This window comes from Anaerococcus hydrogenalis DSM 7454 (assembly GCF_000173355.1).
GTDB classification, from domain to species: domain Bacteria; phylum Bacillota; class Clostridia; order Tissierellales; family Peptoniphilaceae; genus Anaerococcus; species Anaerococcus hydrogenalis.
In genome coordinates this window covers 137,487-162,718 of the sequence record NZ_ABXA01000019.1, presented here as the reverse complement: position 1 = coordinate 162,718, position 25,232 = coordinate 137,487, and the positions used below count along the sequence as shown (strand labels likewise).

30 protein-coding genes are annotated in these 25,232 nt (G+C 27.7%); 28 read left to right on the top strand and 2 right to left on the bottom strand.

The window, feature by feature from the left end:
• The 11 genes from ANHYDRO_RS03410 (at position 1) to ANHYDRO_RS03365 (ending at position 7,031) form a co-directional block, all read left to right on the top strand.
• A complete protein-coding gene (locus ANHYDRO_RS03410; RefSeq protein ID WP_004813473.1) occupies positions 1–498 on the top strand; it encodes a metallophosphoesterase family protein in 498 nt (165 codons plus the stop codon).
• On the top strand, positions 486–836 hold the full coding sequence (locus ANHYDRO_RS03405; RefSeq protein ID WP_004813470.1) for a hypothetical protein: 351 nt from the start codon (positions 486–488) through the stop codon (positions 834–836). The genes ANHYDRO_RS03410 and ANHYDRO_RS03405 overlap by 13 nt, the downstream gene beginning before the upstream one ends.
• On the top strand, positions 823–1,566 hold the full coding sequence (locus tag ANHYDRO_RS03400) for an HAD family hydrolase (protein ID WP_039913942.1): 744 nt from the start codon (positions 823–825) through the stop codon (positions 1,564–1,566). Before ANHYDRO_RS03405 ends, ANHYDRO_RS03400 begins: the two co-directional genes overlap by 14 nt.
• A gap of 196 nt (positions 1,567–1,762) precedes the next feature.
• A complete protein-coding gene (locus ANHYDRO_RS10420; protein ID WP_004813466.1) occupies positions 1,763–1,972 on the top strand; it encodes a hypothetical protein in 210 nt (69 codons plus the stop codon).
• A 53-nt stretch (positions 1,973–2,025) separates the two neighbouring features.
• Complete coding sequence (locus tag ANHYDRO_RS10415) at positions 2,026–2,469, top strand: hypothetical protein (RefSeq protein ID WP_244261623.1); 444 nt, start codon at positions 2,026–2,028, stop codon at positions 2,467–2,469.
• A 40-nt stretch (positions 2,470–2,509) separates the two neighbouring features.
• Positions 2,510–3,004, top strand: coding sequence for a crossover junction endodeoxyribonuclease RuvC (gene ruvC, locus ANHYDRO_RS03390; RefSeq protein WP_004813463.1), 495 nt, complete (start codon positions 2,510–2,512; stop codon positions 3,002–3,004).
• Positions 3,004–3,597 (top strand): Holliday junction branch migration protein RuvA, encoded by a 594-nt coding sequence (ruvA, locus tag ANHYDRO_RS03385; RefSeq protein WP_004813461.1) that lies wholly within the window; start codon positions 3,004–3,006, stop codon positions 3,595–3,597. Before ruvC ends, ruvA begins: the two co-directional genes overlap by 1 nt.
• Before the next feature lie 9 nt (positions 3,598–3,606).
• Positions 3,607–4,620 (top strand): Holliday junction branch migration DNA helicase RuvB, encoded by a 1,014-nt coding sequence (gene ruvB / locus ANHYDRO_RS03380; RefSeq protein WP_004813459.1) that lies wholly within the window; start codon positions 3,607–3,609, stop codon positions 4,618–4,620.
• Positions 4,617–5,639 carry a tRNA preQ1(34) S-adenosylmethionine ribosyltransferase-isomerase QueA gene (queA, locus tag ANHYDRO_RS03375; protein ID WP_004813457.1) on the top strand — a complete coding sequence of 341 codons (1,023 nt, stop codon included), beginning with the start codon at positions 4,617–4,619 and terminating at the stop codon, positions 5,637–5,639. Before ruvB ends, queA begins: the two co-directional genes overlap by 4 nt.
• An 8-nt stretch (positions 5,640–5,647) precedes the next feature.
• Positions 5,648–6,772 carry a tRNA guanosine(34) transglycosylase Tgt gene (gene tgt / locus ANHYDRO_RS03370; protein ID WP_004813454.1) on the top strand — a complete coding sequence of 375 codons (1,125 nt, stop codon included), beginning with the start codon at positions 5,648–5,650 and terminating at the stop codon, positions 6,770–6,772.
• Complete coding sequence (locus ANHYDRO_RS03365) at positions 6,762–7,031, top strand: preprotein translocase subunit YajC (protein WP_244261622.1); 270 nt, start codon at positions 6,762–6,764, stop codon at positions 7,029–7,031. Before tgt ends, ANHYDRO_RS03365 begins: the two co-directional genes overlap by 11 nt.
• A gap of 45 nt (positions 7,032–7,076) precedes the next feature.
• Here the strand turns inward: ANHYDRO_RS03365 and ANHYDRO_RS03360 are convergent, their stop codons facing one another.
• Positions 7,077–8,459 (bottom strand): alanine/glycine:cation symporter family protein, encoded by a 1,383-nt coding sequence (locus ANHYDRO_RS03360; RefSeq protein WP_039913906.1) that lies wholly within the window; start codon positions 8,457–8,459, stop codon positions 7,077–7,079.
• Between the two features lie 169 nt (positions 8,460–8,628).
• On the opposite strand from ANHYDRO_RS03360, the gene recJ reads away from it, so the two are divergent.
• From recJ to ANHYDRO_RS03290, 15 genes are all read left to right on the top strand, one after another.
• A complete protein-coding gene (recJ, locus tag ANHYDRO_RS03355) occupies positions 8,629–10,359 on the top strand; it encodes a single-stranded-DNA-specific exonuclease RecJ (RefSeq protein WP_004813447.1) in 1,731 nt (576 codons plus the stop codon).
• An 8-nt stretch (positions 10,360–10,367) separates the two neighbouring features.
• On the top strand, positions 10,368–12,548 hold the full coding sequence (locus tag ANHYDRO_RS03350) for a RelA/SpoT family protein (RefSeq protein WP_004813445.1): 2,181 nt from the start codon (positions 10,368–10,370) through the stop codon (positions 12,546–12,548).
• Positions 12,548–12,997 carry a D-aminoacyl-tRNA deacylase gene (gene dtd, locus ANHYDRO_RS03345; protein WP_004813443.1) on the top strand — a complete coding sequence of 150 codons (450 nt, stop codon included), beginning with the start codon at positions 12,548–12,550 and terminating at the stop codon, positions 12,995–12,997. Before ANHYDRO_RS03350 ends, dtd begins: the two co-directional genes overlap by 1 nt.
• Positions 12,997–13,602, top strand: coding sequence for an MBL fold metallo-hydrolase (locus ANHYDRO_RS03340; protein ID WP_004813441.1), 606 nt, complete (start codon positions 12,997–12,999; stop codon positions 13,600–13,602). The genes dtd and ANHYDRO_RS03340 overlap by 1 nt, the downstream gene beginning before the upstream one ends.
• 8 nt (positions 13,603–13,610) lie before the next feature.
• The gene (aspS, locus tag ANHYDRO_RS03335; RefSeq protein WP_004813439.1) at positions 13,611–15,368 is read left to right on the top strand and encodes an aspartate--tRNA ligase; all 1,758 of its coding nucleotides are present in this window, start codon (positions 13,611–13,613) and stop codon (positions 15,366–15,368) included.
• Positions 15,369–15,380: 12 nt separating this feature from the next.
• The gene (locus ANHYDRO_RS03330; protein WP_004813437.1) at positions 15,381–15,794 is read left to right on the top strand and encodes a SoxR reducing system RseC family protein; all 414 of its coding nucleotides are present in this window, start codon (positions 15,381–15,383) and stop codon (positions 15,792–15,794) included.
• 62 nt (positions 15,795–15,856) lie between these two features.
• Complete coding sequence (gene der / locus ANHYDRO_RS03325; RefSeq protein ID WP_039913901.1) at positions 15,857–17,173, top strand: ribosome biogenesis GTPase Der; 1,317 nt, start codon at positions 15,857–15,859, stop codon at positions 17,171–17,173.
• A complete protein-coding gene (gene plsY / locus ANHYDRO_RS03320) occupies positions 17,170–17,748 on the top strand; it encodes a glycerol-3-phosphate 1-O-acyltransferase PlsY (protein ID WP_004813433.1) in 579 nt (192 codons plus the stop codon). Before der ends, plsY begins: the two co-directional genes overlap by 4 nt.
• Positions 17,749–17,757: 9 nt before the next feature.
• The gene (locus tag ANHYDRO_RS03315) at positions 17,758–18,738 is read left to right on the top strand and encodes an NAD(P)H-dependent glycerol-3-phosphate dehydrogenase (RefSeq protein WP_004813432.1); all 981 of its coding nucleotides are present in this window, start codon (positions 17,758–17,760) and stop codon (positions 18,736–18,738) included.
• A gap of 12 nt (positions 18,739–18,750) precedes the next feature.
• Positions 18,751–19,425: a YggS family pyridoxal phosphate-dependent enzyme gene (locus ANHYDRO_RS03310; RefSeq protein ID WP_004813429.1), complete on the top strand. Its 675-nt coding sequence runs from the start codon at positions 18,751–18,753 to the stop codon at positions 19,423–19,425.
• A complete protein-coding gene (locus tag ANHYDRO_RS03305; protein WP_004813428.1) occupies positions 19,415–19,993 on the top strand; it encodes a cell division protein SepF in 579 nt (192 codons plus the stop codon). The genes ANHYDRO_RS03310 and ANHYDRO_RS03305 overlap by 11 nt, the downstream gene beginning before the upstream one ends.
• A gap of 23 nt (positions 19,994–20,016) precedes the next feature.
• The gene (locus tag ANHYDRO_RS03300) at positions 20,017–20,526 is read left to right on the top strand and encodes a YlmH/Sll1252 family protein (protein ID WP_004813426.1); all 510 of its coding nucleotides are present in this window, start codon (positions 20,017–20,019) and stop codon (positions 20,524–20,526) included.
• Between the two features lie 23 nt (positions 20,527–20,549).
• Positions 20,550–20,783, top strand: coding sequence for a S4 domain-containing protein (locus tag ANHYDRO_RS10410; protein ID WP_004813424.1), 234 nt, complete (start codon positions 20,550–20,552; stop codon positions 20,781–20,783).
• Positions 20,780–21,247: a signal peptidase II gene (lspA, locus tag ANHYDRO_RS03295; protein WP_004813422.1), complete on the top strand. Its 468-nt coding sequence runs from the start codon at positions 20,780–20,782 to the stop codon at positions 21,245–21,247. Before ANHYDRO_RS10410 ends, lspA begins: the two co-directional genes overlap by 4 nt.
• The gene (locus ANHYDRO_RS03290) at positions 21,225–21,908 is read left to right on the top strand and encodes a uracil-DNA glycosylase (protein WP_004813420.1); all 684 of its coding nucleotides are present in this window, start codon (positions 21,225–21,227) and stop codon (positions 21,906–21,908) included. The genes lspA and ANHYDRO_RS03290 overlap by 23 nt, the downstream gene beginning before the upstream one ends.
• A 188-nt stretch (positions 21,909–22,096) precedes the next feature.
• Here ANHYDRO_RS03290 and ANHYDRO_RS03285 read toward each other — a convergent pair whose 3' ends face one another.
• Positions 22,097–22,813, bottom strand: a complete 717-nt coding sequence (locus ANHYDRO_RS03285; protein WP_004813418.1) for a ribonuclease H-like domain-containing protein — start codon at positions 22,811–22,813, stop codon at positions 22,097–22,099.
• Positions 22,814–22,953: 140 nt separating this feature from the next.
• Here ANHYDRO_RS03285 and ANHYDRO_RS03280 point away from each other — a divergent pair, with 140 nt between their 5' ends.
• Positions 22,954–24,006, top strand: a complete 1,053-nt coding sequence (locus ANHYDRO_RS03280; protein ID WP_004813416.1) for a cysteine desulfurase family protein — start codon at positions 22,954–22,956, stop codon at positions 24,004–24,006.
• Positions 24,006–25,172, top strand: coding sequence for a tRNA uracil 4-sulfurtransferase ThiI (gene thiI, locus ANHYDRO_RS03275; RefSeq protein ID WP_004813414.1), 1,167 nt, complete (start codon positions 24,006–24,008; stop codon positions 25,170–25,172). The genes ANHYDRO_RS03280 and thiI overlap by 1 nt, the downstream gene beginning before the upstream one ends.
• Positions 25,173–25,232: the final 60 nt, after the last annotated feature.

Here is a 25,232-nt window from a genome sequence, read left to right as displayed (position 1 = left end):
ATGAAAATACTTGTAACTAGTGATACACATGGCGAAATAAATTCTGTATGTGAGTTTATAGAAAATAATCACCTAGAATTGATGATTCATGCAGGTGATTTTACAAAAGATGCATATAATATATCAAAAGTTACTGGGATAAATTATATTACAGTCAAAGGTAATAATGATTATAGTGATCATACCAATCCCTATGAACAGATAATAAAGGTTGAAGATAAAAATATATTATTGGTTCATGGACACAGGGAAGATGTTTATTTTACAAATAAAATATTAATTCAAAAAGCCTTAGATTATGGTTGTAATATAGTTATATTTGGTCATACCCATACTTACAGCAATGAGTACATTGAAGATTTAGATTTGTATCTATTAAATCCAGGCTCACCTAGCCTAGCGAGGGATAATAATTTTGGATTTATATTAATTGATACAGAAAAAAAATTTGAAATAAAAAGAATAGACTTGGATAAGGAAAATTTATGGCAGGATTAATTAGTTTAGTAGTTGATAATATATCCAAATTAATAGTAATACCAATTATATCTTTAATTATAATTGGAATAACTTATTTTATGGATAAAAATAATGATAGTAAAATAGCAAAATTTTATCCATCTTTTATTATTGGAATTGTTGGTTTAGCTTTAGCAATTGTGGCTATTTTTAGTTTGACTTCATCAATTGGTCTTAATATTGCTTTGATTTCAGTAATTTTATTATCAAATGCCTTAGTAGGAATATTTTTTGCATTTATACTTAATCTAACAAACAATATTAAGAAAGATTATGATGATAATCATAAAAAGGTTAGAAAAGATGGAAAAAAATAAGGCTGCTTTTTTTGATATAGATGGGACCTTATTTAGAAATTCTTTGCTTATAGAGCATTATTTTCTTTTGACAAAAAATAATATTCTAGATAAAAATAATTGGATAACAAATGTAAAGCCTTTATATCAAAAATACCAGGATAGAAAGGGGCCTTACGAAGATTATCTCGATAAGGCTTCATTATTATATCAAGAAAATTTAAAAGGTATAGATAAAGATACAATAAACTTTTATGCAAAAAAGGTAATTGAAAATAATAAAAGTAAAATTTATAGAATAACTAAAAATGCTCTTGAATATCATAAAGAAAAAGGTTACAAAGTTTTTGTGATTTCAGGTTCTCCAGATTTTTTGGTAAATGATTTTGCAAAAATTTATGGAGCGGATGATACAATAGCTACTAAATATGTATTTGATAAATCCAATAAATTTACAGGTCAAATTTATCCTATGTGGGATAGTAAGAATAAGAAAAAATCTATAGATTATCTAACTAATAAATATAATATAGATTTATCAAAGTCACATGCTTATGGGGATACAAACGGAGATTATTCTATGTTTGAAAATGTAGGATTTGCTCATGCTATAAATCCAAGCTTTGAGCTTATTGATAGAATAAATAAAAGTGAGAATTTAAAAAATAAAACAATAGTTCATATTGAAAGAAAAGATGTGAATTATAGTTTTAAACTCAAAGATTTAAAAGTTTATTTTAATAAATTTTAAAAAAATTCAAATGAATAAAATTAAATCAGAGTTTTTTAAATAGCTAAAATGGATTTTATTTATTCAATTTTGTTCTTAAATTGAATAAAATTTCTATAAATTTTAGCTATTTTTATTTCTGCTTAAATAAACATAAATAAATAAATTCTAATTTGTGTTAAAATTTATTTACAGATTATAAAGAGGGATATGGAATATGACATCAAGTGCGGAAAAAAAACCAATAATAGAAAAACTTGAATATGATTATTTAATTAATGATGACATTTCATCACTTAATACATTGATGTCATTATATGACAATAAAAATTTTAGTAATTTTAGTAAAAATAAATATTTCATAAAAACTTATATATTTAAAAATTTAAAAAGAATTTTTGGTACTTATCCGATATTGATCAAATAATTAGAAGTTTAGATAGGTCTATAGGAAAAGATCTAGATAAATTTGAATTTTTATTGAGTATAAAAAGTGAAAACAAGTCATTTATGGATAAAAAATTAATTGATGACTTAGAGTTCTGTGCTATTAACTATTATGGGGACTCTTTTTTATTTGAAGAAAATCAGATTTTTACAGAAGATAATAAGTATGTTTCTGATACAAAAAATAAGTATGTTAGAAAAATTTATGAGAATAAAAAACTTATTGCAAGTATTAGAAAAGATGTAAAAAAATATTCGGATACATATTTAAAATATAAAGTTTTAAATTTGGATGTAAATACTAATAAGCAATTAGCATTTGATATGGATATGATTTATACAGAAGATATTACAATAAATCAGGCTATGGAAATTAATGATAAGCTAGTTAGCTTGTTTTATAATATAGCTATTGATGTATATGCTAATTATTATTGGAAAGGACTATGTATTGAGGTCATAAATAGGTATCATTAAAGGGCAGTTAGCCCTTTTTTAATTGCTAAGAAAGGAAATTATGATAGTTTTAGGTATAGATCCAGGAATTGCTATAATGGGTTACGGAGTTTTGGAAGTTAATGGAAACAGGTATAATGTTTTAGAAAATGGAGTTGTTACAACCTCAGCTAAAACAAAAACTCCAGAAAGATTAGAAATTTTATATAAAAATTTGAGCGATATTATAAGGCAATATAAACCAGATGAGTTTGCGATTGAAGAATTATTTTTTAATCAAAATGTAAAGACAGCTATTACGGTGGGACATGCTAGGGGGATACAAGTTTTGTGTGCACAAATGAACAATTTACCCATTTATGAGTACACACCTCTACAAATAAAGCAGGCGATAACTGGATTTGGTAGGGCAAATAAAAAGCAAATGCAAGAGACTATTACAACTTTGCTTAATTTAAGTGAAATTCCGAAACCAGATGATGCGGCTGATGCCTTGGCTGTTGCTCTTACACACGCCTTCAGTCAAAGATTTAAGGAACAATTTAGGATGAATTAATGATAAGTTATATAATAGGTGAGATAAAATATATTGGAGAAGAGAATTTTATTATCGAAAATAATAATATGGGTTATTTAATAAATTCTTCTTTTAATACTATAAAGACATTAGAAATAAACAATGAATTTAAAATTTTTACAAAAATGAATGTCAGAGAGGATGATATTTCTTTATTTGGCTTTTCATCAAAAGATGAACTTGAAGTTTTTGAGCTTTTGACAAGTGTATCAACAATCGGTCCCAAAAATGCTATAGCAGTTTTGTCGACTTTAAATGTAGATAAGATAAAATTTGCCATTGTAAATAATGATATAGATACGCTTACAAAAGCTAAAGGGATAGGAAAGAAAACTGCTTCAAGAATAATTCTAGAGCTTGTTGATAAGGTTAAGAAGATGGCAATTAATGATGATATATCAATTTCTGAAGATTCATTTACAACTTCTAATAAAGAAATTGATGTAGCAAGGGAAGCCTTAATAAACTTAGGCTATCAAAGAAATAGTATAGATAAAGTTTTAACTACATTGAAAGATTCTGACTTAAGCCTTGAAGAAATTATTAAAGAAGCTTTAAAGAAAATGATTTAGGGTGATTATATGTATGATCAAAATGAAAGAATAGTCGGCTCTAATGAGCAAATAAACGATAAATACAAGGAATTAAGTATAAGGCCTAAGTGGCTAAATGATTATATAGGTCAAGATAAGGCAAAAGAAAAATTGAAAATTTTTATAGAGTCATCTTTAAAAAGAGAAGAAGCTCTAGATCATGTGCTTTTGCAAGGACCTCCAGGTCTTGGAAAAACCACTCTTTCAAATATAATTGCAAATGAGCTTGGAGTAAATATTAGAATCACAAGTGGACCTGCAATTGAAAGACCATCAGATCTTGCAAGTATTCTTACAAATCTTGATAAGGGAGATGTTTTATTTATTGATGAAATTCACAGGATAAATAGGTCAGTTGAAGAAATTTTATATCCTGCTATGGAGGATTTTGCCTTAGATATAATAGTTGGAAAAGGGCCTAATGCCCAATCTATTAGAATAGATCTAGAAAAATTCACCCTAGTTGGAGCAACTACAAGAGCTGGTATGCTTTCTGCTCCATTAAGAGATAGGTTTGGAGTTTTATTATCTTTAAATCTTTATGATACAAAAGACCTTACAAAAATTGTAAAAAGGTCTGCAGATATATTAGATATACCGATTGATGAAAAAGGTGCGTTTGAAATAGCAAGAAGGAGCAGGGGGACACCAAGAATTGCAAATAGACTTTTAAAAAGAGTTAGGGACTATGCAATTGTTAAAAAAGACGAAATAATTGATTATGAAACTTCATGTGAAGGATTAGAATTACTAGAAGTTGATCCTATGGGTCTTGATAATATGGATAAAAAAATAGTTTTAACTATGCATGAAAATTTTGATGGTGGTCCTGTAGGTGTGGATACAATTGCTGCTTCAACAGGAATAGAAAATGTTACAATAGAAGATGTTTATGAGCCATATTTACTTCAAATTGGTTTTTTGACAAGAACTCCAAGGGGAAGAATATTAACAAAAAAAGCTTATGAACATTATGGATTAAAATACAAGGATAAAAAATGAGAACAGAAGATTTTGATTATAATTTACCAGAAGAATTAATTGCTCAACATCCAGCAGATAAAAGAGATTTTTCTAGATTGATGGTTGTTGATAGAAAAACAGGTCAAAGAGAAGATAAGCACTTTTATGATATTATAGACTACTTAAATGAAGGTGATCTTCTTGTAATGAATGATACAAGGGTAATTCCTGCAAGACTTTTTGGTCACAGACCAGAAAAGGAAGAAAAGATAGAAGTATTTTTGCTAGAAAATATTGAAAAAGATAAGTGGGAAGTTCTTGTAAAACCAGGAAAAAAAATGAAAATTGGAACCAAATGTATTTTTTCTGATGAATTAAGTCTAGAAGTTGTTGACATAAAAGAAGATGGAAATAGGGTAGTTGAATTTTCATATGAAGGGATATTTCAAGAAATACTTGATAGGCTTGGAAATATGCCCTTACCACCTTATATAAAAGAAAAACTAAAAGATAAGGAAAGATACCAAACAGTTTATTCAAAAAATCCTGGATCTGTTGCAGCACCTACTGCAGGACTTCATTTTACAAAAGAACTTCTTAAAAAAATAGAAGATAAGGGAGTGAAATTAGCCTTTATTACCTTAAATGTTGGACTTGGTACATTTAGACCTGTAAAAGTTGATGATGTAAAAAATCACAAAATGCATTCTGAATATTATCAAATTAGTAAAGAATCTGCTGATTTGATTAATGAAACTAAGAAAAATAATAAGAGGATTATTTCAACAGGAACAACTACCACTAGAACTTTGGAATCAGTTTTCAAAAAAAATGGACAAATAAAAGAAGATTCAGGTTGGACAGATATTTTCATTTATCCAGGATTTAAATTTAATGTAATTGATTGTCAAATAACTAATTTCCACCTACCAAAATCTACACTTATAATGCTTGTATCGGCCCTTGCTAATAAAGAAATAATTTTAGATGCATATAAAGATGCAGTGGAGAAAAAATATAGGTTTTTTAGTTTTGGCGATGCTATGTTTTTAAAATAGGAGAAAAAATGGCGATAAAATACGAATTAATTAAAAAAGACAAGTATTCCAATGCAAGGTGTGGAGTAATTCACACTGACCATGGAGACATACCAACACCAATTTTTATGCCAGTAGGAACTAAGGCTACAGTAAAAACTATGAGTGTTGAAGAATTAAAAGAAATTGATGCAAAAATAATTTTAGGAAATACCTACCATTTGTATCTTAGACCAGGCATGGATATTATGAAAAAAGCTGGAGGTCTACATAAATTTATGAATTGGAATGGACCTATTCTTACTGATAGTGGGGGATTTCAAGTTTTTTCCTTATCAGAAAATAGGGATATTTCAGAAAAAGGAGTAGTTTTTAGATCTCATATTGATGGATCAAAACATTTATTCACTCCTGAAAAATCTATAGAAATACAAAATGATATACATTCAGATATAATGATGAGTTTTGATGAATGCATTCCTTATCCGGCTGATTATAAATATGTAGAAGATTCAGTAGCAAGAACAGTAAGGTGGGCGAAAAGAGGACTTGATTATCATAAGGCTAATTCTCACAAAGACCAATCCTTATTTGGAATTATCCAGGGTGGAATGTATGAAGATTTAAGAAAAAGGTCTGTAGAAGAAACATGTGCTATGGATTTTGATGGATATTCTTTAGGTGGACTTTCAGTTGGGGAACCAAAAGAAGAAATGATTAGGTTATTAAAATATACAACCCCACTTTTACCAGAAGATAAACCTAGATATAATATGGGAGTAGGTAGCCCTGATTATTTATTTGAATCTTTTGAAGCAGGAATTGATATGGCAGATTGTGTTCTTCCTACAAGAATTGCAAGAAATGGAACAGCAATAACATCAGAGGGAAGACTAGTTGTAAGAAATGCAAAGTATAAGGATGATTTCACACCTCTTGATCATGATTGTGATTGCTATACATGTAAAAATTATTCAAGAGCCTATATTAGACATCTAGTTAATGTAAATGAAATTTTAGGAGCAAGACTTTTAACCTACCATAACTTATATTTCTTATTAAAATTGTGTGAAGATATAAGAAAATCAATAATGGAAGATAGGTTTTTAGACTTTAAAAAAGAATTTTACAAAAAATATGGATATGAATCTTAAATTAGAATATATAATTTTAATAATCTTAGCTTTGATGTTTTATTTTTATTCTTTAAAAGATGATTTGGAAAATAAGAAAAATAAAAAATTTGTAAGAAGAAATTTAAAAGTAGGATCAAAAATTATTACAGAAAGTAAAATTATTGGGGAAGTTATTGAATTTAACAAAACAGATTGCCTAATTATAAGTGGTAGTGAAGAAAAAAATTCTTATTTATTAATAGAAACTGATAGTATAGAGAAAATATTAGAAATTTAAAAGCTTTTATAGACTGTTCAAAATAGTCTATAAAAGCTTTTTTTTTTAATCATTTTTTAGTAAATAATTGTATTCATCTGGACTTTTTCTAATCCTTTCCGGATTTTTAAAGAAATCTTTACTTAACTTTACAACAATAGGTGAAAGATTTATCAGAGCATAGAGGTTAGGTAAGGCCATCAAACCATTTAATATATTTGCAACAATCCAAACAAGACCAAGATCCATATTTGCACCTAGAAAAACAAATATAACATAGAGAATTCTATATGGAATAATAATTTTTTCTCCAAATAAATATCTAAGTGCAGTTTCTCCGTAATAAGCCCATCCTAAAATTGTAGAAAAAGCAAAAAGGCTCAAGCCAAGACTTACGATTAAATTTCCAATGCTAGATCCTGTGGCAAAAGCTCTCGCTACAAGACTAGCTGCATCATTTGTATCAGTTATATCAACATTTGTAGAAAGAATTACAAGGGCTGTCATTGTACAAATTATAATAGTATCAACAAAAACCTCACTAATCCCCCAAAGACCTTGACGGACAGGATGATCTGTTGATGCACAAGCATGAGCCATTGGAGATGAGCCTAGACCTGCTTCATTAGTAAAAACTCCTCTTGCGACACCAGCGGAAATAATGGCTTTAACAGAAAGACCAGCAAAAGATCCACCAAGACTTTTTGGTCTAAAAGCACCAACAAAAATCGACTTAAAGGCTGGTAAAATATTAGCCTTATTTAAAATCAAAATCCATAAACAACCAACTATGTATAAAAACGACATGAAAGGAACTAGTTTTTCAGTCACCTTTGTAATAGAATTAATTCCACCTACTATAACAATTCCTGCTAAAATAGATAAAATTAATCCACTAATAATAGTATTTATTCCAAAAGAATCATGTAATACACCAGCAATAGCATTTGCTTGGGTAGAATCTCCAATTCCAAAAACGGCAATTCCAGCAAAAATAGCAAAAGTTTTTGCAAGTTTTTTATTATTTAATCCTTTTTCAATATAATACATGGGTCCACCAACATATTGGCCGTTTTTCTTTTCCCTATAGGCAAGAGCTAAGGTAACTTCAGAAAATTTAGTAGCCATACCCAATAAAGCAGCAAGCCACATCCAAAAAATTGCGCCAGGTCCTCCTAGGATTATAGCAAGAGAAACACCCACTATATTTCCAGTTCCAACTGTTGCAGCAAGGGCGGTAGCCAAAGCTCCAAATGGACTTATGTCACCCTTGTTTTCTTTATTAGGTTTTTCAAAGATTTTTCCAAGAGTATTATTAAGTGCAAAAGGTAGTTTCCTAAATTGTATAGCCTTTGTTTTAAGACTTATGTAAATACCAGTACCAATTATCCCGATTATTAAGGGTAATCCCCACAATAAATTTTCAAAACTTTTTAATAATTCAATCATATTTATCTCCATAAATGTTTTTTTATTATTTTATTTCGATTTTTATAAATTTCAAAATAATTTATAAAATATCAATTTTTTTCATTTTTATAAAAATTTATATTGTAATTATCTATAATCTTTATATTGATTATAAAAATGGTATAATTTATTCATAAGAGAGGTAATTATGACCAAGTGGTATATATATAATAAAAAAAATAATTATTTATCAAATTTAAAAAATAAAAATATTACCAAATTAGAAGCATTAATACTTGCGAATAGAGATATAGTAGAGCCAAATGTGGTAGACAGTTTTATAAATCCAAGCCTTGAGAAACTTCATGATCCATTTTTATTAAATGATATGAAAGAAGCAATAGATTTAATAATAGAAACTATGGAAAATGGACAATCAATTAGAATTTTTGGAGATTACGATCAAGATGGTATTAGTTCTACTATGACTTTGCTTGATGGTTTATTATATTTTTATGATGATATTAGTTATGATATTCCAGATAGAGTTATCGATGGTTACGGAATTAGTGATAGAATGATAGATAGGGCAATTGAAGCTAAAGTTAGTCTTGTTATAAGTTGCGATAATGGAATTACAGCAATAGACCAAGTTAAAAAATTAAAGGAAAATGGAATAAGGGTAATTATTACTGACCACCACCAAGTCATAAAAGAAAGTAATGGTGAGTGGATAAAACAAATTTTACCTGATGCTGATTGTGTAATAAATCCTAAAAGGCTTGATAACACTTATCCTTTTGATGACTTATGTGGGGCTGGTGTAAGTTTTAAATTAATGCAAGCTTTATACCAAAGACTAGAAGGAGATAGAGACTATTTATATGGTTTACTGGAATATGTAGCTATGGGAACAGTTTGTGATGTAGTCTCATTAACTGATGAAAATAGGATATTTGTTAGAGAAGGACTCAAAAGAATCAATAATACAGATAAATTAGCTATAAAAGCTTTGATTGAGGAAAATTCTTGGAATAAAGAAGTTGATGCTTATACTTTAGGTTTTGTAATAGGTCCATGTATGAATGCTACAGGAAGGCTTTCAACTGCAAAACTTGCTATTGATATGCTAATGGAAGAAGATATAGACAAAATTCATTCATATGCCAAAAAACTAGTTAGTTTAAACAATGAGAGAAAAGATTTAACAAGTATTGGTCTTGAAAAATCTATGGAAATAATAAAAGAAAAGAAATATTATAAAGATGATATAATCATTGTAGATGTTGATAATATTGAAGAAAGTATATGTGGAATCATAGCTGGAAGAATTAAAGAAAAATTTAATAAGCCAACAATAATCATGACAGGTTCAAGTCAAGAAGGAATTTTAAAGGGATCTGGCAGGAGCATTGAGGCTTATAATATTTATACAGAAATTTTTGAAATTAAGGATATGTTAGAATCATTCGGTGGCCATCCCATGGCATGTGGTTTGTCTATAAAACAAGATAGGGTGGATGAATTTAGAAAAAAATTAAATGATAAATCTAAATTAACAAAGGATGATTTTGAGGAAATAATAAATATAGATGCTCAAATTCCAATTGATAAACTATCTTTAGAATTTGCTGAAAGTTTAAATAGACTAGAACCTTTTGGTAAGGATAACCCTAAGGCGAAATTTGCAGATAAAAATTTGGAAATAAAAGCTATAAATATGATAGGGAAAAATAATAATACTTTAAAAATGACCTTGAATAAGAATGGGCGTGATCTTGAAGCAATCAAGTTTAATGCTGTAAAAGATTATAATTACCTATTAGATAAATTTAATTCCCATATAGTTGGTAATAAGATTGATGCAGTTTTTTATCCTGATGTAAATGAGTTTAGGGGCCAAAAAAATTTACAAATAAAATTAATTGATATTAGGTAGGTGATATTATGGCAAAAGATTTTCAAAAAGAATTTATAAATTTTAAGAAAATAATATTAAAAAATAATGAAAATGCAGATATTGATTTAATTAAAAAAGCTTATGATTTTGCTGAATATCATCATAGGGGTCAAAAAAGAAATTCTGGTGAAGATTATTTTATACATCCAATAGCTGTTGCGACAACTATTTCAAATATGCAACTGGATGATCAAACAATTTGTGCTGGACTAATGCATGATGTTTTGGAAGATACACCTGTAAGTAAAGATCAAATGAGAGATCTTTTTGGTGAAGAAATAACTTTTTTAGTTGATGGAGTAACCAAGCTTAAAAAATTAAATTACAAAACTAGAGAAGAAAAACAGGCTGAAAACATTAGAAAAATGGTTTTGGCCATGAGTAATGATATTAGAGTTATTTTAATAAAGCTAGCAGACCGTTTGCATAATATGAGGACTTTGGAATATAAGACTGAAAAAAAACAAAAACAAACTGCTAGTGAAACTTTAGAAATTTATGTTCCTTTAGCTCATAGACTTGGAATATATACAATGAAGTGGGAGCTTGAAGACTTATGTTTTAGGTATCAAAAACCGGAAGAATATTATGAGCTTGCTCAAATGGTTCACAATAAAAGAAGGGAAAGAGAGAACTATATAAATGAAATAATTGAAACTCTCGATAAGTCTCTTTCATCATCTAAGATAAATTATGAAATATCTGGCAGACCAAAAGGGCTTTTTTCTATTTATAAAAAAATGAGTAGAAATAAAATTGAATTCAATGAAATCTATGACTTAACAGCGGTTAGGGTCCTAGTTGATACGGTTGCTGATTGTTATGAAGTTTTAGGAAAGGTTCATTCAATTTGGAGGCCAATACCAAATAGGATAAAGGATTATATAGGCCAACCAAAACCAAATGGATACAGGTCTTTGCATACTACTGTATTTGGGGCTGATTCAAAACCATTTGAAGTTCAAATAAGAACTAGACAAATGCATTATGAATGTGAATATGGAATTGCTGCCCACTGGAAATACAAAGAAAATAAATCTAAGTCTACTGAATTTGATGAGAAATTAACCTTTATTAGACAAATTATGGAATGGCAAAAAGAAGGCGGAAAAGATGTTGATAGTAAGGAATTTCTTGATACATTAAAAGGTGATTTTTTCTCAAAAGAAATTTATATTTATTCTCCTCAAGGAGAGATTTATGCCCTTCCAGTTAATTCTTGTGCTATAGATTTTGCCTATAGGGTGCACACAGAAGTTGGAAACAAATGCGTTGGTGCAAAGGTAAACGGTAAAATTGTTCCTTTTTCCCACAAATTAAATACAGGGGACGTAGTAGAAATCCTTACAAGTAAAAATTCCCAAGGTCCATCTAGAGATTGGCTAAATATAGTTCAATCTAACCAAGCTAAAAATAAAATAAAACAGTTTTTCAAAAGGTATAGAAAAGAAGAAAATATTGAGATTGGAAAAGATTCACTATACAGAGAACTTAGAAAAACAAAGGAAATATACAAAAGGGATGTCAAAGATGATTGGCTAATAGAAATTGCTAATGACCTGGGTTATCCAACAGAAGACGAAATGTTTGCATCAATAGGATTTGGAAAAACTAATACAGATCAAATAATTCAAAAATTAATAAAAAAACACAAAGATGAATTACCAAAAAATCTTGAGAATTTGGATATAAATAAAAATAATAATAGTAATAAGTCATTTTCAAATGAGGTTAGGGTAAGCGATCTAGACGATCAAGTTGATGTTAAATTTGCAAAATGTTGTAATCCAGTTCCTGGAGATAAAATTGTAGGCTATATTACTAAAGGAAATGGAATAAGCGTTCATGTAAGAAATTGTCCAAACATAACAAATCTAAAAACACCAGAGAGATTAATAGATGTATATTGGCAAAATAGTTCAAGTGATATGTTTCCTGTTAGGATTCAAATTAATACAAAAGATGGCACAGGAATTATATTTGAAATTACAAAATTAATATCAGCTGAAAATGTAAGTATAGAAGCTATGAACGTTAGAAGCAATGAAAATCATGAAGGTGTAATAGATTTGACAGTTAGTGTGCCAAATACTGAAAAATTAAATGAATTGATAATGAAATTAAAAACTATAAAAATGATTGAAAGTATATATAGGGTGAAAAGTTAATGAGAGCGATAGTTCAAAAAATAAAAAAAGCAAGTGTTACAGTTTCCGATGAATTGATATCTGAAATTGGAAATGGATTATTAGTTTTTGTAGCAGTTACAGATTCTGATGATGAAAAAGATATAGATTATATAAAAAAGAAAATAGAAAAGTTAAGAATATTTGAAGATTCTGAAGGGAAAATGAACTTATCAGTTGAAGATGTTGGGGGAGAGTTGCTTATTGTAAGTCAATTTACCTTATATGGAGATGCACGAAAAGGTAACAGGCCTTCATTTATAAATTCATCAAATGCAAAAAAAGCTGAAGAATATTATGAGATACTAATTAAAAAATTAAAAGATGATGGGTTTGATGTTAAAACAGGGAAATTCCAAACTCATATGGAAGTGTCATTAATTAATGATGGCCCTGTAACTATTCAACTTGATAGCGAAAGGTTATATTAATGAATATTGTAAAAATAAGTGAAGGTTCTATGATGGCAAATTGCTATCTGGTTTTTGATGATAATAAAAATGGTTTTTTAATTGACCCAGTTTATCCTGGGGGAAAAATTGAAAATTATATAGATACGAATAAAATTAATATAGAGTTTATTTTATTAACGCATACTCACTTTGACCATGTTTTGGGTCTAGATTATTTCAAGGATAAATTAAAGGTAAAAGTTTATGCCAGTGAAGATAGTAAAAATATAGCTGATGATCCAGATTACAACTTATCTAGGGGATATTGTGATTTGACTGTTAAGATTGATCAATATTTAAAAGACCAAGAAGAGTTTTCTAAGTATAAAATTAAGGCTATAAAAACTCCAGGCCACAGTTTAGATTCAATGTCTTATAAGATTGAGGATCATATTTTTTCTGGTGATACCCTTTTTAATTTGTCAATAGGAAGAAGTGATTTTCCAGGTGGAAACTATAATATTTTAATAAATTCAATAAAAGATAAATTATTTATATATGACGATCAAACCAAGGTTCATCCAGGACATGGTGAATCTACAAGTATTGGTTTTGAAAAAAATAATAATCCATTTTTAAATTAGGAGGTAATATGGAATTTAAAAGAAGCCACATGTGTGGTGAACTTAGAGAAGAAAACATAGGAGAAGAAGTTGTTTTAATGGGTTGGGTTGCCAAAAAAAGAAATTTAGGATCTTTGGTATTTATTGATCTTAGAGATAAAACTGGCATAACACAAATTGTAACAAGAGAAGAAGACAGCGAAAATTATAAAACTGTAAAAGATGTAGCTGGCGAATATGTTCTTGAGGTTAAGGGTGAAGTAAGAGAAAGAGAATCAAAAAATCCAGAAATACCAACAGGAAACATAGAAATAGTTGCAGAAAAAATCAATATTTTAGATAAGGCTAAAACACCTCCAATTTATATAAAAGATGACGATGACGTTAGCGAAAATTTAAAATTAAAATATAGATATCTCGACATGAGAAAACAATCAGTTCAAAAAAATCTTAAATTGAGATCTGATATTGTTAGATGTATGAGAGAATATATGTACGATAATAAATTTACAGAGGTTGAAACTCCATTTTTAACAAAACCAACTCCTGAAGGAGCTAGAGATTATTTAGTACCATCAAGAGTAAACCAAGGTAGATTTTATGCTTTGCCTCAATCTCCACAACTAATGAAACAATTGTTAATGATTGGTTCTTTAGATAGGTATTTTCAAATTGTAAAATGTTTTAGGGATGAAGATTTAAGGGCGAATAGACAACCAGAATTTACACAACTTGATATTGAATTAAGTTTTGCCGACCAAGATGATGTAATAAAAGTTAATGAAGGTCTTCTTAAAAAACTTTTTGATACATTTACAGATTATGATTTACAATTACCAATTCCTAGAATGGATTATTCTGAAGCTATGAATTCATATGGATCTGATAAACCAGATTTAAGATATGGATATAAAATTAATGATATTTCTGAAATATTCAAAGGTTCAGACTTTAAAGTATTTACAGATAATATAAAAGAAGGTCATTCAGTAAGAGCGATTAATTTTACAGGACAAGCTTCAAACTATTCAAGAAAACAACTTGATAAATTAACAGACTTTGTGAAAGATTATGGTCTTAAAGGACTAAGCTTTATTAAATTTAATTCAGATAATGATATAAACTCATCAATTAAGAAGTTTTTGACTGATGATATTATAAATAATTTAAAAGAAAAATTAGATATCAAAGACAATGATTTAATTTTAATTGCAGCTGATAAAAACAAAACTGTACTTGAAGGTTTGGGTGCATTAAGAAGAAAAGTTGCAAAAGATCAAAATCTATATGAAAAAGAATATGCTTTTTGTTGGGTAGTAAACTTCCCTATGTTTGAATACAGTGAGGAAGAAGACAGATATGTATCTCAACACCATCCATTCACAATGCCTAATGAAGAAGATGTTGATTTATTATTGACAGAGCCTGAAAAAGTAAGAACTCAAGCTTACGATATAGTAATAAACGGAGATGAGATGGGTGGAGGTTCTGTTAGAATAAATAACCAAGAGCTTCAAGAAAAAGTATTTAAGGCTTTAAAATTATCAGATGAAGATATTAAACAAAAATTTGGTTTCTTTATAGAAGCCTTACAATATGGTACACCTCCTCATGCAGGACTTGCATATGGACTTGATAGAATGGTAATGTTATTTGCAAAAACTGATAATATAAAAGATATCATTGCCTTTCCAAAGACTCAATCAGCAACTTGTCCATTAACTCAAGCACCAAGCATAGTTGATGAAAAAAGTTTAAGTGAATTAAGTATAGAAGTAAAAGAGTAAGGATGGTAAGGGATGCAAACTATTAGTAAAAAAGGGATAGTTGTAGAAAATTTAAATGGAAATGTTAAAGTCATGATTCAAAAAGAATCAGGATGTGGTTCATGTTCTTCTTGTGGTGGTTGTGAAATAAAACCATCTTACTACACTGCATTTACTAATGAAAATCTTAATCCTGGAGATTTTGTTTATCTTGATTCAGACATTAAAACTGTAAATAGATTATCTTATTTCACTTACTTATTTCCTGTTTTCATGATGATTACGGGTGCGGTTTTAGCAAATACGATATTCAAAAATACTATTCAAGATAATAATTTACTTACTGTTTTATTTATATTTATATTTCTAGTTCTTTCCATTTTAGTATTAAGATTTATGGATAAGGGTTATGAAAATAAAGAAATCATAACATTAAGGAAGGCTTAATAGATAAGGTTAGCTTAGCTAACTTTATCTATTTGTTTATAAAAAAATATATGGAGAATAATATGAAGGCACCAATAGTAACGCTAGTTGGAAGAACTAATGTTGGAAAATCGACATTATTTAACAAATTAGTTGGAAAAAGAAAAGCCATTACAGAAGATGAAAATGGAGTAACCAGAGACAGAGTATATGATAAGGTCGAGTGGACTGGAAAAGAATTTATCTTAGCAGATACTGGTGGATTAGATATTTCAAATAAGGAAATTATGAATCAAGAGATAAAATCACAAGTAGAAAAAGCTTTATTAGAAAGTGATTTAATTTTATTTGTAGTCGACGGTAGAGAGGGAATAAATCCTCATGATTTTGAAATTTCTAATGAACTAAGAAAATATAACAAAAAAGTGATTGTTGTTGCAAATAAAATTGATAGAGAAACAATTCCTGATCATATTTATGATTTTTATCAATTTGGATTTGATGATTTAGTTACAATTTCTGCGGAAGGTTCAAAAAATTTAGGGGATTTATTAGATAAGGTTGTAGAATCGATAGATTTTTCAAAATTTGATACTGACCTTGATGCTACAAGAATTGCTATAATAGGAAAACCTAATGCTGGTAAATCTTCATTAGTAAATCATCTTTTAAATGAAGAAAGAATGATAGTAACTGATATTGCTGGAACTACAAGAGATGCAATAGACACTTACTGGCAATATAAGGATAATAATTATGTTTTAATTGATACAGCAGGACTAAGAAGAAAAAATAAGGTTAGTGATAATATCGAATATTATGCAAACCAAAGAACTTTTGATGCTGTAGATAGTTCAGAAATTTGTTTATTTTTAATTGATGCAACAGTAGGTGTTACTGAACAAGATACAAAAATTGCAGGATATGCACATAATAAAAGAAAAGCTATAATTATAGCTGTTAATAAATGGGATAAGGTAGAGAAAGAAACAAATACTATGAGAAATATGGAAAGAGAAATAAGAAATAAACTTTCTTTTGCTCTATATGCTCCAATAATTTTTATTTCTGTCCTAAAAAGTCAAAGAATTATAGACCTTCTAAACTTAATTGAGATTGTAAATAGTAATTATCATACTAGAATTAAAACTGGTGTGCTTAACACAATTTTACAAGATGCAATAATGATGACAGCGCCTCCTCAAGATAAGGGTAAAAGGCTTAAAATTTATTATATTTCCCAAGTTCAAACAGCTCCTCCTAAATTTTTATTACATGTAAATGATAAGGAATTAATGCATTTTTCTTATCAAAGATATCTAGAAAATCAAATAAGACAAAATTATAGCTTGCAAGGAGTACCATTTACTTTTGAAATAAGAGAAAGGAAAGAAAAATGAAAATTATCTTAGTTGCACTTTTTTCATACCTAGTTGGTTCTATTCCTTTTTCATATCTTATTGGTAAAATATTTTTTAAAAGAGATATAAGAATGATGGGAAGTGGAAATCCAGGTACTACAAATGTATTTAGAAATTTTGGAGCACTTGCAGGAACTTTCACCCTATTTCTTGACATGGCAAAGGGATTGGTTGCAGTTTATACTACTAATTTTTTCTTAGGTGAAAAATATGCTCTAACTTCATTAGTATTTGTTGTTCTTGGTCATATTTTTTCCATATTTTTAAAATTTAAGGGTGGAAAAGGTGTAGCTACATCTGCAGGAGCTTTATTTGCTTATGACTTGAGAGTATTTTTATGTTTAGCTATTGTTTTTATAATAGTATTCTTACTAACAAGAACTGTATCTAAAGCATCCTTGAGTGCTAGTATAATAGCTCCGTTTATATCTTATTATTTCCAAGGCTTAAATTTATTTACTATCATTATAATTTTTATTGCATCGATGATAATAATAGAACATAGGGCCAATATAATTAGAATTAAAAATCATGAAGAAAAGAAGATGTTTTAAGGGAGTAAGATGAATATTTCAATTATAGGTGCAGGAAGTTGGGCAAGTGCTATTGCTTATTTTCTGTCAAAAGAAAATAAGATTTTGATGTATACTAGAAACATTGAAGATGTAGATAATATAAACAAGCTACATATAAACAAAAAATATTTTCCTGACCTTAAATTAAGTAAAAGTATAAAAGCTACAAATAATTTAGAAAAATTATTAGATAATGACATAATTATTAATGCAATACCAACCCAAGCTATTAGAGATGTATTAGGAAAAATAAAAGATAAATTAGATGGAAATATATTAATAAATCTATCAAAGGGTATTGAGCTTGAAACTTATAAAAGAGTATCAGAAATTATAAATGATCTCAATCCAAATTGTACTTATGCCATTTTAACTGGTCCAAGTCATGCTGAAGAAGTTATAAAAAAAATGCCTACAGCTTTACTTTGTGCTTGCGAAGATGAAGAAGTTGCGATAAAAATACAAAATTTATTCTCTAAAGATTATTTAAGAGTTTATAGATCGACAGATGTTGTTGGTTCTGAAATTGGAGGAGCTATAAAAAATGTTCTAGCATTTGGAATAGGAATGGTTACAGGTCTTGGCTTTGGTGATAACACAAAGGCTGCAATTATGACAAGAGGAATTTATGAAATGAATAAATTTGCTGTAAGTCAAGGTGCAAATCCGAAATCAATAAATGGACTTTGTGGTATAGGTGATTTGATTGTAACTGCAACTAGTATGCATTCAAGAAATAACAAGTGTGGTATTTTATTTGGTAAAGGTTACTCCTTAGAAGAAGCTTGTAAAAAGGTAAAGACTGTTGTAGAAGGTATTCCTACAACAAAAGCCTTATATGAATTATCATTAAAAGAAAATATAGATTTACCTATAACAAAAGAAATATACAAGGTAATATATGAAAAATCTGATCCAAAAATATCTGTAGAAATATTAATGAGTAGGGATAAAAAAAGTGAATATTAAAAAGGATGTGTTATGAGTATAAAAGATAATATAGATAACTTAAAAAAAGATATGAAAGATTATGACGCTATGCTTTTAGCCGTAACAAAAACCCATGGTGTAGATAAAATTATGGAAGTATATAATTATGGTCTAAGAGATTTTGGTGAAAATAAAGTACAAGAACTTCTAGATAAAAAAGATAAGTTGCCAGATGATATTAATTGGCACTTAATTGGTCACTTACAAACAAACAAAGTTAATAAAATTGTTGGAGAAGTTTGCCTTATTCATTCAGTAGATTCTTTAAAAATTTTGAAAAAAATTAATAATAGGGCAAAAAAATTATCGATAGTTCAAGATTGTTTGCTTCAAATTAATATTTCCAAGGAAGAATCAAAATCTGGTTTTTATGAAGAAGATATAGAAGATATAATTAATCAAGCAAAAGAGTTAGAAAATGTTAAAATTAGGGGACTAATGACCATGGCTCCAAATACTGAAGATGTTTCAGTAATTAAATCATGCTTTAAAGGGCTTAAAAAAATATTCGATAATTTATCCAATTTAAGTTATAATAATATTGAAATGGAATATCTTTCTATGGGAATGACTCATGATTATAAAATAGCCTTAGAAGAGGGGGCTAATATTATTAGAGTCGGCTCAAAAATATTTGGTAAAAGGATGTATAAAAATGTTAGATAAATTTAAAGAATTTATAGGAATTAATGACGATTATGAAGATTATGATGAAGAAACTGAAGAAGATGAAAAAGAAATAAAAAGATCAAGTGAGAATACAGAAAGTACTTACACCCCTAGCTCAACATATGATTTTTCTAATAATACGATTGGAAACGATGACAAAACAAGCTCTTTTTCAAATTTTTCAAATGATTATTCTTCTAATAACAAAAATAGAAAAACAAGGGGAGGAGATAATATAGTTAGTATGAATAGTACAAGTAGAAGTTTTGGTCACAATTCATCAAATAGTTTTAGAATAGCAATTCAAGAACCTTTAAGCTATGATGAAGATGGTCCAAAAATTGTAGATGATATCTTAGATAAAAAGGTTGTTGTATTAAATCTTGAAATGCTTGAAGTTGACAAAAAAAGACAAATTCTAGATTTTGTTTCAGGTGCAGTTTATGCCCTAGAAGGAACAGTTGAAAAAGTATCAAAGGGGATTTTTGTAATTTGTCCAAAGGGTGTTGATATCGATAATTATGTTGAAGATCAAATATCTAATGGAAATTATAATCAACTTTAATATGATTTCAAAGATAGATTTTTATGAGATTAAAATATAATATAGATTTTGTTGAAGATAAATCTGTCAAGGCAAATATAAAAAAAGCTATCTCTTTATTAGAAAAATCATTTTATGCTCACAAAGAAGTTTCTAGTTTTTTCTTAAATCCTTTTGAAATTTCTGTATTAAATGATATAGCAAAAGTTAATAATATAGAGATAGTTTTTTTGTCATGTAATGATAAAAGTGAAAGGCAAATTTTCATAGCAAATCCTTATACAGATTATATAGAAAAAAGTTCTTATATTAATGTATTAGAATTTAAGATAAATAATATTTCTCATCCTGACGTACTGGGGGCTCTATTAAATTTAGGGCTTGATAGAAATGATATTGGTGACATTTATATCGGTGATGAGAAATGTGAATTTGTAGTTTTAAATAAAGATAAGGATTTTGTTAAATTTAATTTAACAAAAATAAAAACGAAAAAGTTAGCCTTGATTTTAAAAATGATAATATCTTATCTATTTCTAAAATTGAATATATAGAAAATAAGGGATTTATTTCTTCTTTGAGGCTAGATAATTTAGTAAGTGAATTTGTAAACTTATCAAGATCAAAGGCTCAAACTTTAATAAAAAGACGACTGATCAAGGTTAATTATCAAATTATCGATAATCCCTCAAAAATTGTAGAGGAAAATTCCTTAATTTCTATTAGAAGAGAAGGAAGATTTATTTTTGACAAGGTTATAGGAAAAAGTAAGAAAGACAATTATCATATAGAATATAGGAAGTACAAATGATTTACACAATTTTAATTATTATAGGAATAATTTTAGATAGGATAAGCAAATCTTATGCCATATCTCATTTTATTGAAAATCCTGTTTATGGTAAATTAATTAATTTAATTTATGTAGAAAATAAGGGAGCCGCATTTGGAATATTACAAAATAAAAGAATATTTTTTATAATTCTAACCTTAGTAGTTGTAATATATTTATTATATTACTTTATTAGAAATATGAAATCTAATCCAAATTTATTAAATTTGTCCCTATCTCTGATTGTATCTGGGGCTTTGGGAAATTTCTATGACAGATTATTTCATGGTTTTGTTGTAGATTTTATTGAATTTTCATTTTTTTCATTTCCAGTATTTAATGTAGCTGATATCTTAGTTACTGTAGGATCAGTTTTACTAATAATTTTTATAATTTTTGGAAAAATGGACGGAGAAGATCATGTCAGTTCAAATAGGAAATGATTGGGATGATATTTTAAAAGATGAATGGACAAAAGATTATTATATTAATTTAAGAAAAAAATTGATTGATGAATATAAAAATTACACTGTGTATCCAAATATGTACGATATTTTTAATGCCTTAAAAAAAGTATCTTATGATGATGTTAAAGTTGTAATTTTGGGTCAAGATCCTTATCACGGGCAAGGACAAGCACACGGCTTTTCTTTTTCCGTAAAAAAAGGAATAAAAACGCCACCCTCTTTACAAAATATCTATAAAGAATTACACAGTGATTTAGGCTTATATATTCCTAACAATGGGAATTTAATGAAGTGGGCAAATCAAGGCGTTTTACTTTTAAATTCGACCTTAACAGTAAGAGCCCATCAAGCAAACTCCCATAAAGATTTGGGATGGTCAATTCTTACAGATAATATTATAAAAATATTAAATAAAAGAAGTAAGCCTATAGTATTTATTTTATGGGGTAAATTTGCCCAATCAAAAGAAGAATTAATAACAAGCGATAGACACCTAATAATAAAAAGTGCCCATCCCTCACCTTTTTCAGCTCACAGGGGTTTTTTTGGATCTAGACCTTTTTCAAAAACTAATGAATTTTTACAAAAAAATAATATCAAGCCAATTGATTGGCAAATAGAAAACCTAGACTTATAAGTCCAGGTTTTTTTTAATTAAAAATTTCATTATATTTAAAATATTTTCAACTGAAAAAATTCCATTTTCCATTATACTTATTAAATTATTATTTATTTTATAATAACCCTTATTTTCTACATTAAATTTGTTAACAGCAACAAAACCAGATGCATCTTTAGAAAGTTTTCCATATAAAACTATTAATTTTAAAATAATACTTTTGTTTTTATCCTAAAATTATAATTATAGCCCTGAAATAATGAATCATCCAGGTTAAGATTTGATTCAAACTCAATATTTGCTATATTTTTATCAATATAAGCCTTATCAAGATGGATTTTGTAATTATTTACTTTAAAAGATAGTTTATCATCTATAACTTCTTTAATATTTGAAATGGCTTCGGTTGCTATTAAATCATTTTTATTGTGGATTAAAATAGGCCAGGGATTATTCCTGTTTTTAATCTCGTCAGTTAACTTACTAATAACCTTATATCTTGATGGGTCATTTCTTTCTATGCCAAATCTTTTTTCAATATCTATTAACTTCATAGAATTAAATTCTATTAATTTTCTTTTTGCCTTTATAATTTTATAGATATCTTTATTTTCAGGAAAAACTGCTTTTTCATTATTTTTTATTAGTCTAATATTTAAAAATGGTAAATCAAAAACCTCTCCATTATATGTAATTAGTTTTCTATTCTTGATTTTTTCTTTATAAATTTTAAGCAATCTTATTTCTTCTTTATCATTTTTTGCAAAGTATTGGTCTATATAAAACTTATCCTTATTAAAATATATTAAACCTAAAACTACAAGACTATCTGTATTTGGATCAAGTCCAGTAGTTTCTATATCTAAGATACATTCGTCTTTTTTTAAATTTTTTCCATTAAAGGGGTATCTAACACATAACATGTTTGTATTATACCTTATATTTGATTTATTTTCTTTGTAATAATATAATAAATGAGTTAAAGGATGTGATAAAATGATATACTTAGATAATGCTGCTACAACAAGAATGTATGATGAAGTAATAGATATAGAAAAAGATTTTGAAAAAAAAATATTTCGCTAATCCATCAGCCCTACATAGCTTTGGTATGGATGTAGAAAATAAGGTAAAAGAAGCGAGAGAAATAGTTGCTTCTAATATAAATTCAAATTCCAATGAAATTTATTTTACAAAAGGTGCAACTGAGTCAAATAATATAATAATTAACTCATTTGCAAATGAAAAAAATAAGGCTCTAACAACAAAATTAGAACATTCATCAGTAATTGATGCTTTTGAAAATTCTAACTTCAAAAAAATAGGCTTTATTAATAATGATGAATTTGGTTTTCTTGACTTAAAAGATTTAGATGAAAAAATAGATAAAGAAACAAAACTTGTATCCATAATTTATGTACAAAATGAGATATCTACTATACAAAATATAAAAAAAATATCTGAAATAATAAAATCAAAAAACAAAGACATTTTATTTCACATTGATGCTACCCAAGCTTTGGGAAAAATCTCATGTGATGTAAAAGATTTGGGAGTAGATGCAATGAGTTTTTCATCTCATAAAATCCATGGACCAAAGGGGATAGGTGGACTATATATTAATAATTCATTTAAAAATAAGATAAAACCTCTATTATATGGGGGAAGACAAGAAATTTTTTCATCTGGAACTTTAAATGCTCCTGCCATTTATGCCTTTGCTAAAGCCTTGGAATTATCAAAAGAAAAAGAGGATTATTCTTACATAAGAGATTTAAATTTGTATTTAAGAAATAAAATATTGGATAGATTTCAAGGATATAAGATAAACTCACCGCTTGAAAATTCAAGTCCTTATATTTTAAATATTAGTTTTGAAAAAATAAAATCAGAAGTTTTACTCCATATGTTAGAAAGTGACAATATTTTTGTCTCAAGTGGATCAGCTTGTTCAAAAGGGAACAACAGTAGAATTTTATCTGCCTTAAATTTAGATGAAAAATACATTGATGGTGCTATAAGATTTTCATTTTCTCACGATATAAAAATAAGAGATTTAGATTTATTAGTTGAAAAATTATATGAATATATAGAAGATATAAGAAAGGTGTTTTAATGCAAGATTTACTTTCAGTTAGTTTTGGAGAACTATTTTTAAAAGGAAAAAATAGAAATAAATTCTTTAAAGCTGCAATAGATAATATTAAAAGAAATATAGAAAAAATTGGATACGACAATATGTATCTTGAAAGCTCTAAACTATATATAGAGGCTGATAAAAAAGATTTTAAAGCTCTAATAAAAGAAATAAAGAAAGTTTTTGGAATTATTTATATTTCGGAAATTAAAAGATGTGATAAAGATATAAAATCTATAGAAAATGCTTTAAAAGAAATACTTGATAATATGGATATAAAAAACAAATCTTTTAAGGTAATAACAAATAGAGTTGACAAATCTTTTAATATAAAATCTCCAGACTTATCTCAAATGATGGGTGCCTATATTTTAAAAAATTATGCCCAAAAAAATAATTTAAAAGTTGATGTTCATAATCCAGATTTTAAAATTTTTATAGACATAAAAAAATATGCCTACGTTTACGCTAATAGACATGAAGGTATTGGTGGACTTCCTTTAGGATCTAGTGGAAATGGTCTATTGCTATTATCTGGTGGAATAGATTCACCAGTAGCAGGTTTTATGATGGCAAAAAGAGGAATGAGAATTAACTGCCTACATTTTCATTCATATCCCTTTACATCAAAAAGAGCCCTACAAAAAGCAATAGATTTAGGTAAAATATTATCTCAATACACCGGCAAGATGAGAATATATTCGGTTAATATGGCAGAAATTTATAAATCTATTAATAAGAATTGTCATAGAAATCAAACTACAATTTTATCAAGAAGATTTATGATGAGAATTGCAGAAAAAATTTCTGAAAAAAACAATTACCATGCTCTAATAACAGGAGAAAGTTTAGGGCAAGTTGCAAGTCAAACTATAGAATCCATGACTGTAATTGAAGATGCAACAAAACTTCCAATATTTAAACCTCTAATTGCACTTGATAAAACAGAAATTATTGATAGAGCCTTATTTATCGGATCTTACGAAAAAAGTATAGAACCTTTTGATGATTGTTGCTCAATATTTGCTCCATCAAATCCAATTACAAAACCAAAACTAAAATATATTAAAGAAAGTGAAAGCAAATTAGATATAGAAGAGCTTGAAAATAAGGCAATAGAAAATATGGAAATATTTGATATATAGGTTGACAAAACAGATGATAATTGGTAATATATTAAGGTAAACCGCTCAGTATGGGTACTG

What these genes read in the sequence shown, in the direction of transcription:
- ANHYDRO_RS03410 (WP_004813473.1), top strand. Translation starts at nt 1, where the DNA reads ATGAAAATACTTGTAACTAGTGATACACATGGCGAAATAAATTCTGTA.
- ANHYDRO_RS03405 (WP_004813470.1), top strand. Translation starts at nt 486, where the DNA reads ATGGCAGGATTAATTAGTTTAGTAGTTGATAATATATCCAAATTAATA.
- ANHYDRO_RS03400 (WP_039913942.1), top strand. Translation starts at nt 823, where the DNA reads ATGGAAAAAAATAAGGCTGCTTTTTTTGATATAGATGGGACCTTATTT.
- ANHYDRO_RS10420 (WP_004813466.1), top strand. Translation starts at nt 1,763, where the DNA reads ATGACATCAAGTGCGGAAAAAAAACCAATAATAGAAAAACTTGAATAT.
- ruvC (WP_004813463.1), top strand. Translation starts at nt 2,510, where the DNA reads ATGATAGTTTTAGGTATAGATCCAGGAATTGCTATAATGGGTTACGGA.
- ruvA (WP_004813461.1), top strand. Translation starts at nt 3,004, where the DNA reads ATGATAAGTTATATAATAGGTGAGATAAAATATATTGGAGAAGAGAAT.
- ruvB (WP_004813459.1), top strand. Translation starts at nt 3,607, where the DNA reads ATGTATGATCAAAATGAAAGAATAGTCGGCTCTAATGAGCAAATAAAC.
- queA (WP_004813457.1), top strand. Translation starts at nt 4,617, where the DNA reads ATGAGAACAGAAGATTTTGATTATAATTTACCAGAAGAATTAATTGCT.
- tgt (WP_004813454.1), top strand. Translation starts at nt 5,648, where the DNA reads ATGGCGATAAAATACGAATTAATTAAAAAAGACAAGTATTCCAATGCA.
- ANHYDRO_RS03365 (WP_244261622.1), top strand. Translation starts at nt 6,762, where the DNA reads ATGAATCTTAAATTAGAATATATAATTTTAATAATCTTAGCTTTGATG.
- ANHYDRO_RS03360 (WP_039913906.1), bottom strand. Translation starts at nt 8,459, where the DNA reads ATGATTGAATTATTAAAAAGTTTTGAAAATTTATTGTGGGGATTACCC.
- recJ (WP_004813447.1), top strand. Translation starts at nt 8,629, where the DNA reads ATGACCAAGTGGTATATATATAATAAAAAAAATAATTATTTATCAAAT.
- ANHYDRO_RS03350 (WP_004813445.1), top strand. Translation starts at nt 10,368, where the DNA reads ATGGCAAAAGATTTTCAAAAAGAATTTATAAATTTTAAGAAAATAATA.
- dtd (WP_004813443.1), top strand. Translation starts at nt 12,548, where the DNA reads ATGAGAGCGATAGTTCAAAAAATAAAAAAAGCAAGTGTTACAGTTTCC.
- ANHYDRO_RS03340 (WP_004813441.1), top strand. Translation starts at nt 12,997, where the DNA reads ATGAATATTGTAAAAATAAGTGAAGGTTCTATGATGGCAAATTGCTAT.
- aspS (WP_004813439.1), top strand. Translation starts at nt 13,611, where the DNA reads ATGGAATTTAAAAGAAGCCACATGTGTGGTGAACTTAGAGAAGAAAAC.
- ANHYDRO_RS03330 (WP_004813437.1), top strand. Translation starts at nt 15,381, where the DNA reads ATGCAAACTATTAGTAAAAAAGGGATAGTTGTAGAAAATTTAAATGGA.
- der (WP_039913901.1), top strand. Translation starts at nt 15,857, where the DNA reads ATGAAGGCACCAATAGTAACGCTAGTTGGAAGAACTAATGTTGGAAAA.
- plsY (WP_004813433.1), top strand. Translation starts at nt 17,170, where the DNA reads ATGAAAATTATCTTAGTTGCACTTTTTTCATACCTAGTTGGTTCTATT.
- ANHYDRO_RS03315 (WP_004813432.1), top strand. Translation starts at nt 17,758, where the DNA reads ATGAATATTTCAATTATAGGTGCAGGAAGTTGGGCAAGTGCTATTGCT.
- ANHYDRO_RS03310 (WP_004813429.1), top strand. Translation starts at nt 18,751, where the DNA reads ATGAGTATAAAAGATAATATAGATAACTTAAAAAAAGATATGAAAGAT.
- ANHYDRO_RS03305 (WP_004813428.1), top strand. Translation starts at nt 19,415, where the DNA reads ATGTTAGATAAATTTAAAGAATTTATAGGAATTAATGACGATTATGAA.
- ANHYDRO_RS03300 (WP_004813426.1), top strand. Translation starts at nt 20,017, where the DNA reads ATGAGATTAAAATATAATATAGATTTTGTTGAAGATAAATCTGTCAAG.
- lspA (WP_004813422.1), top strand. Translation starts at nt 20,780, where the DNA reads ATGATTTACACAATTTTAATTATTATAGGAATAATTTTAGATAGGATA.
- ANHYDRO_RS03290 (WP_004813420.1), top strand. Translation starts at nt 21,225, where the DNA reads ATGTCAGTTCAAATAGGAAATGATTGGGATGATATTTTAAAAGATGAA.
- ANHYDRO_RS03285 (WP_004813418.1), bottom strand. Translation starts at nt 22,813, where the DNA reads ATGTTATGTGTTAGATACCCCTTTAATGGAAAAAATTTAAAAAAAGAC.
- thiI (WP_004813414.1), top strand. Translation starts at nt 24,006, where the DNA reads ATGCAAGATTTACTTTCAGTTAGTTTTGGAGAACTATTTTTAAAAGGA.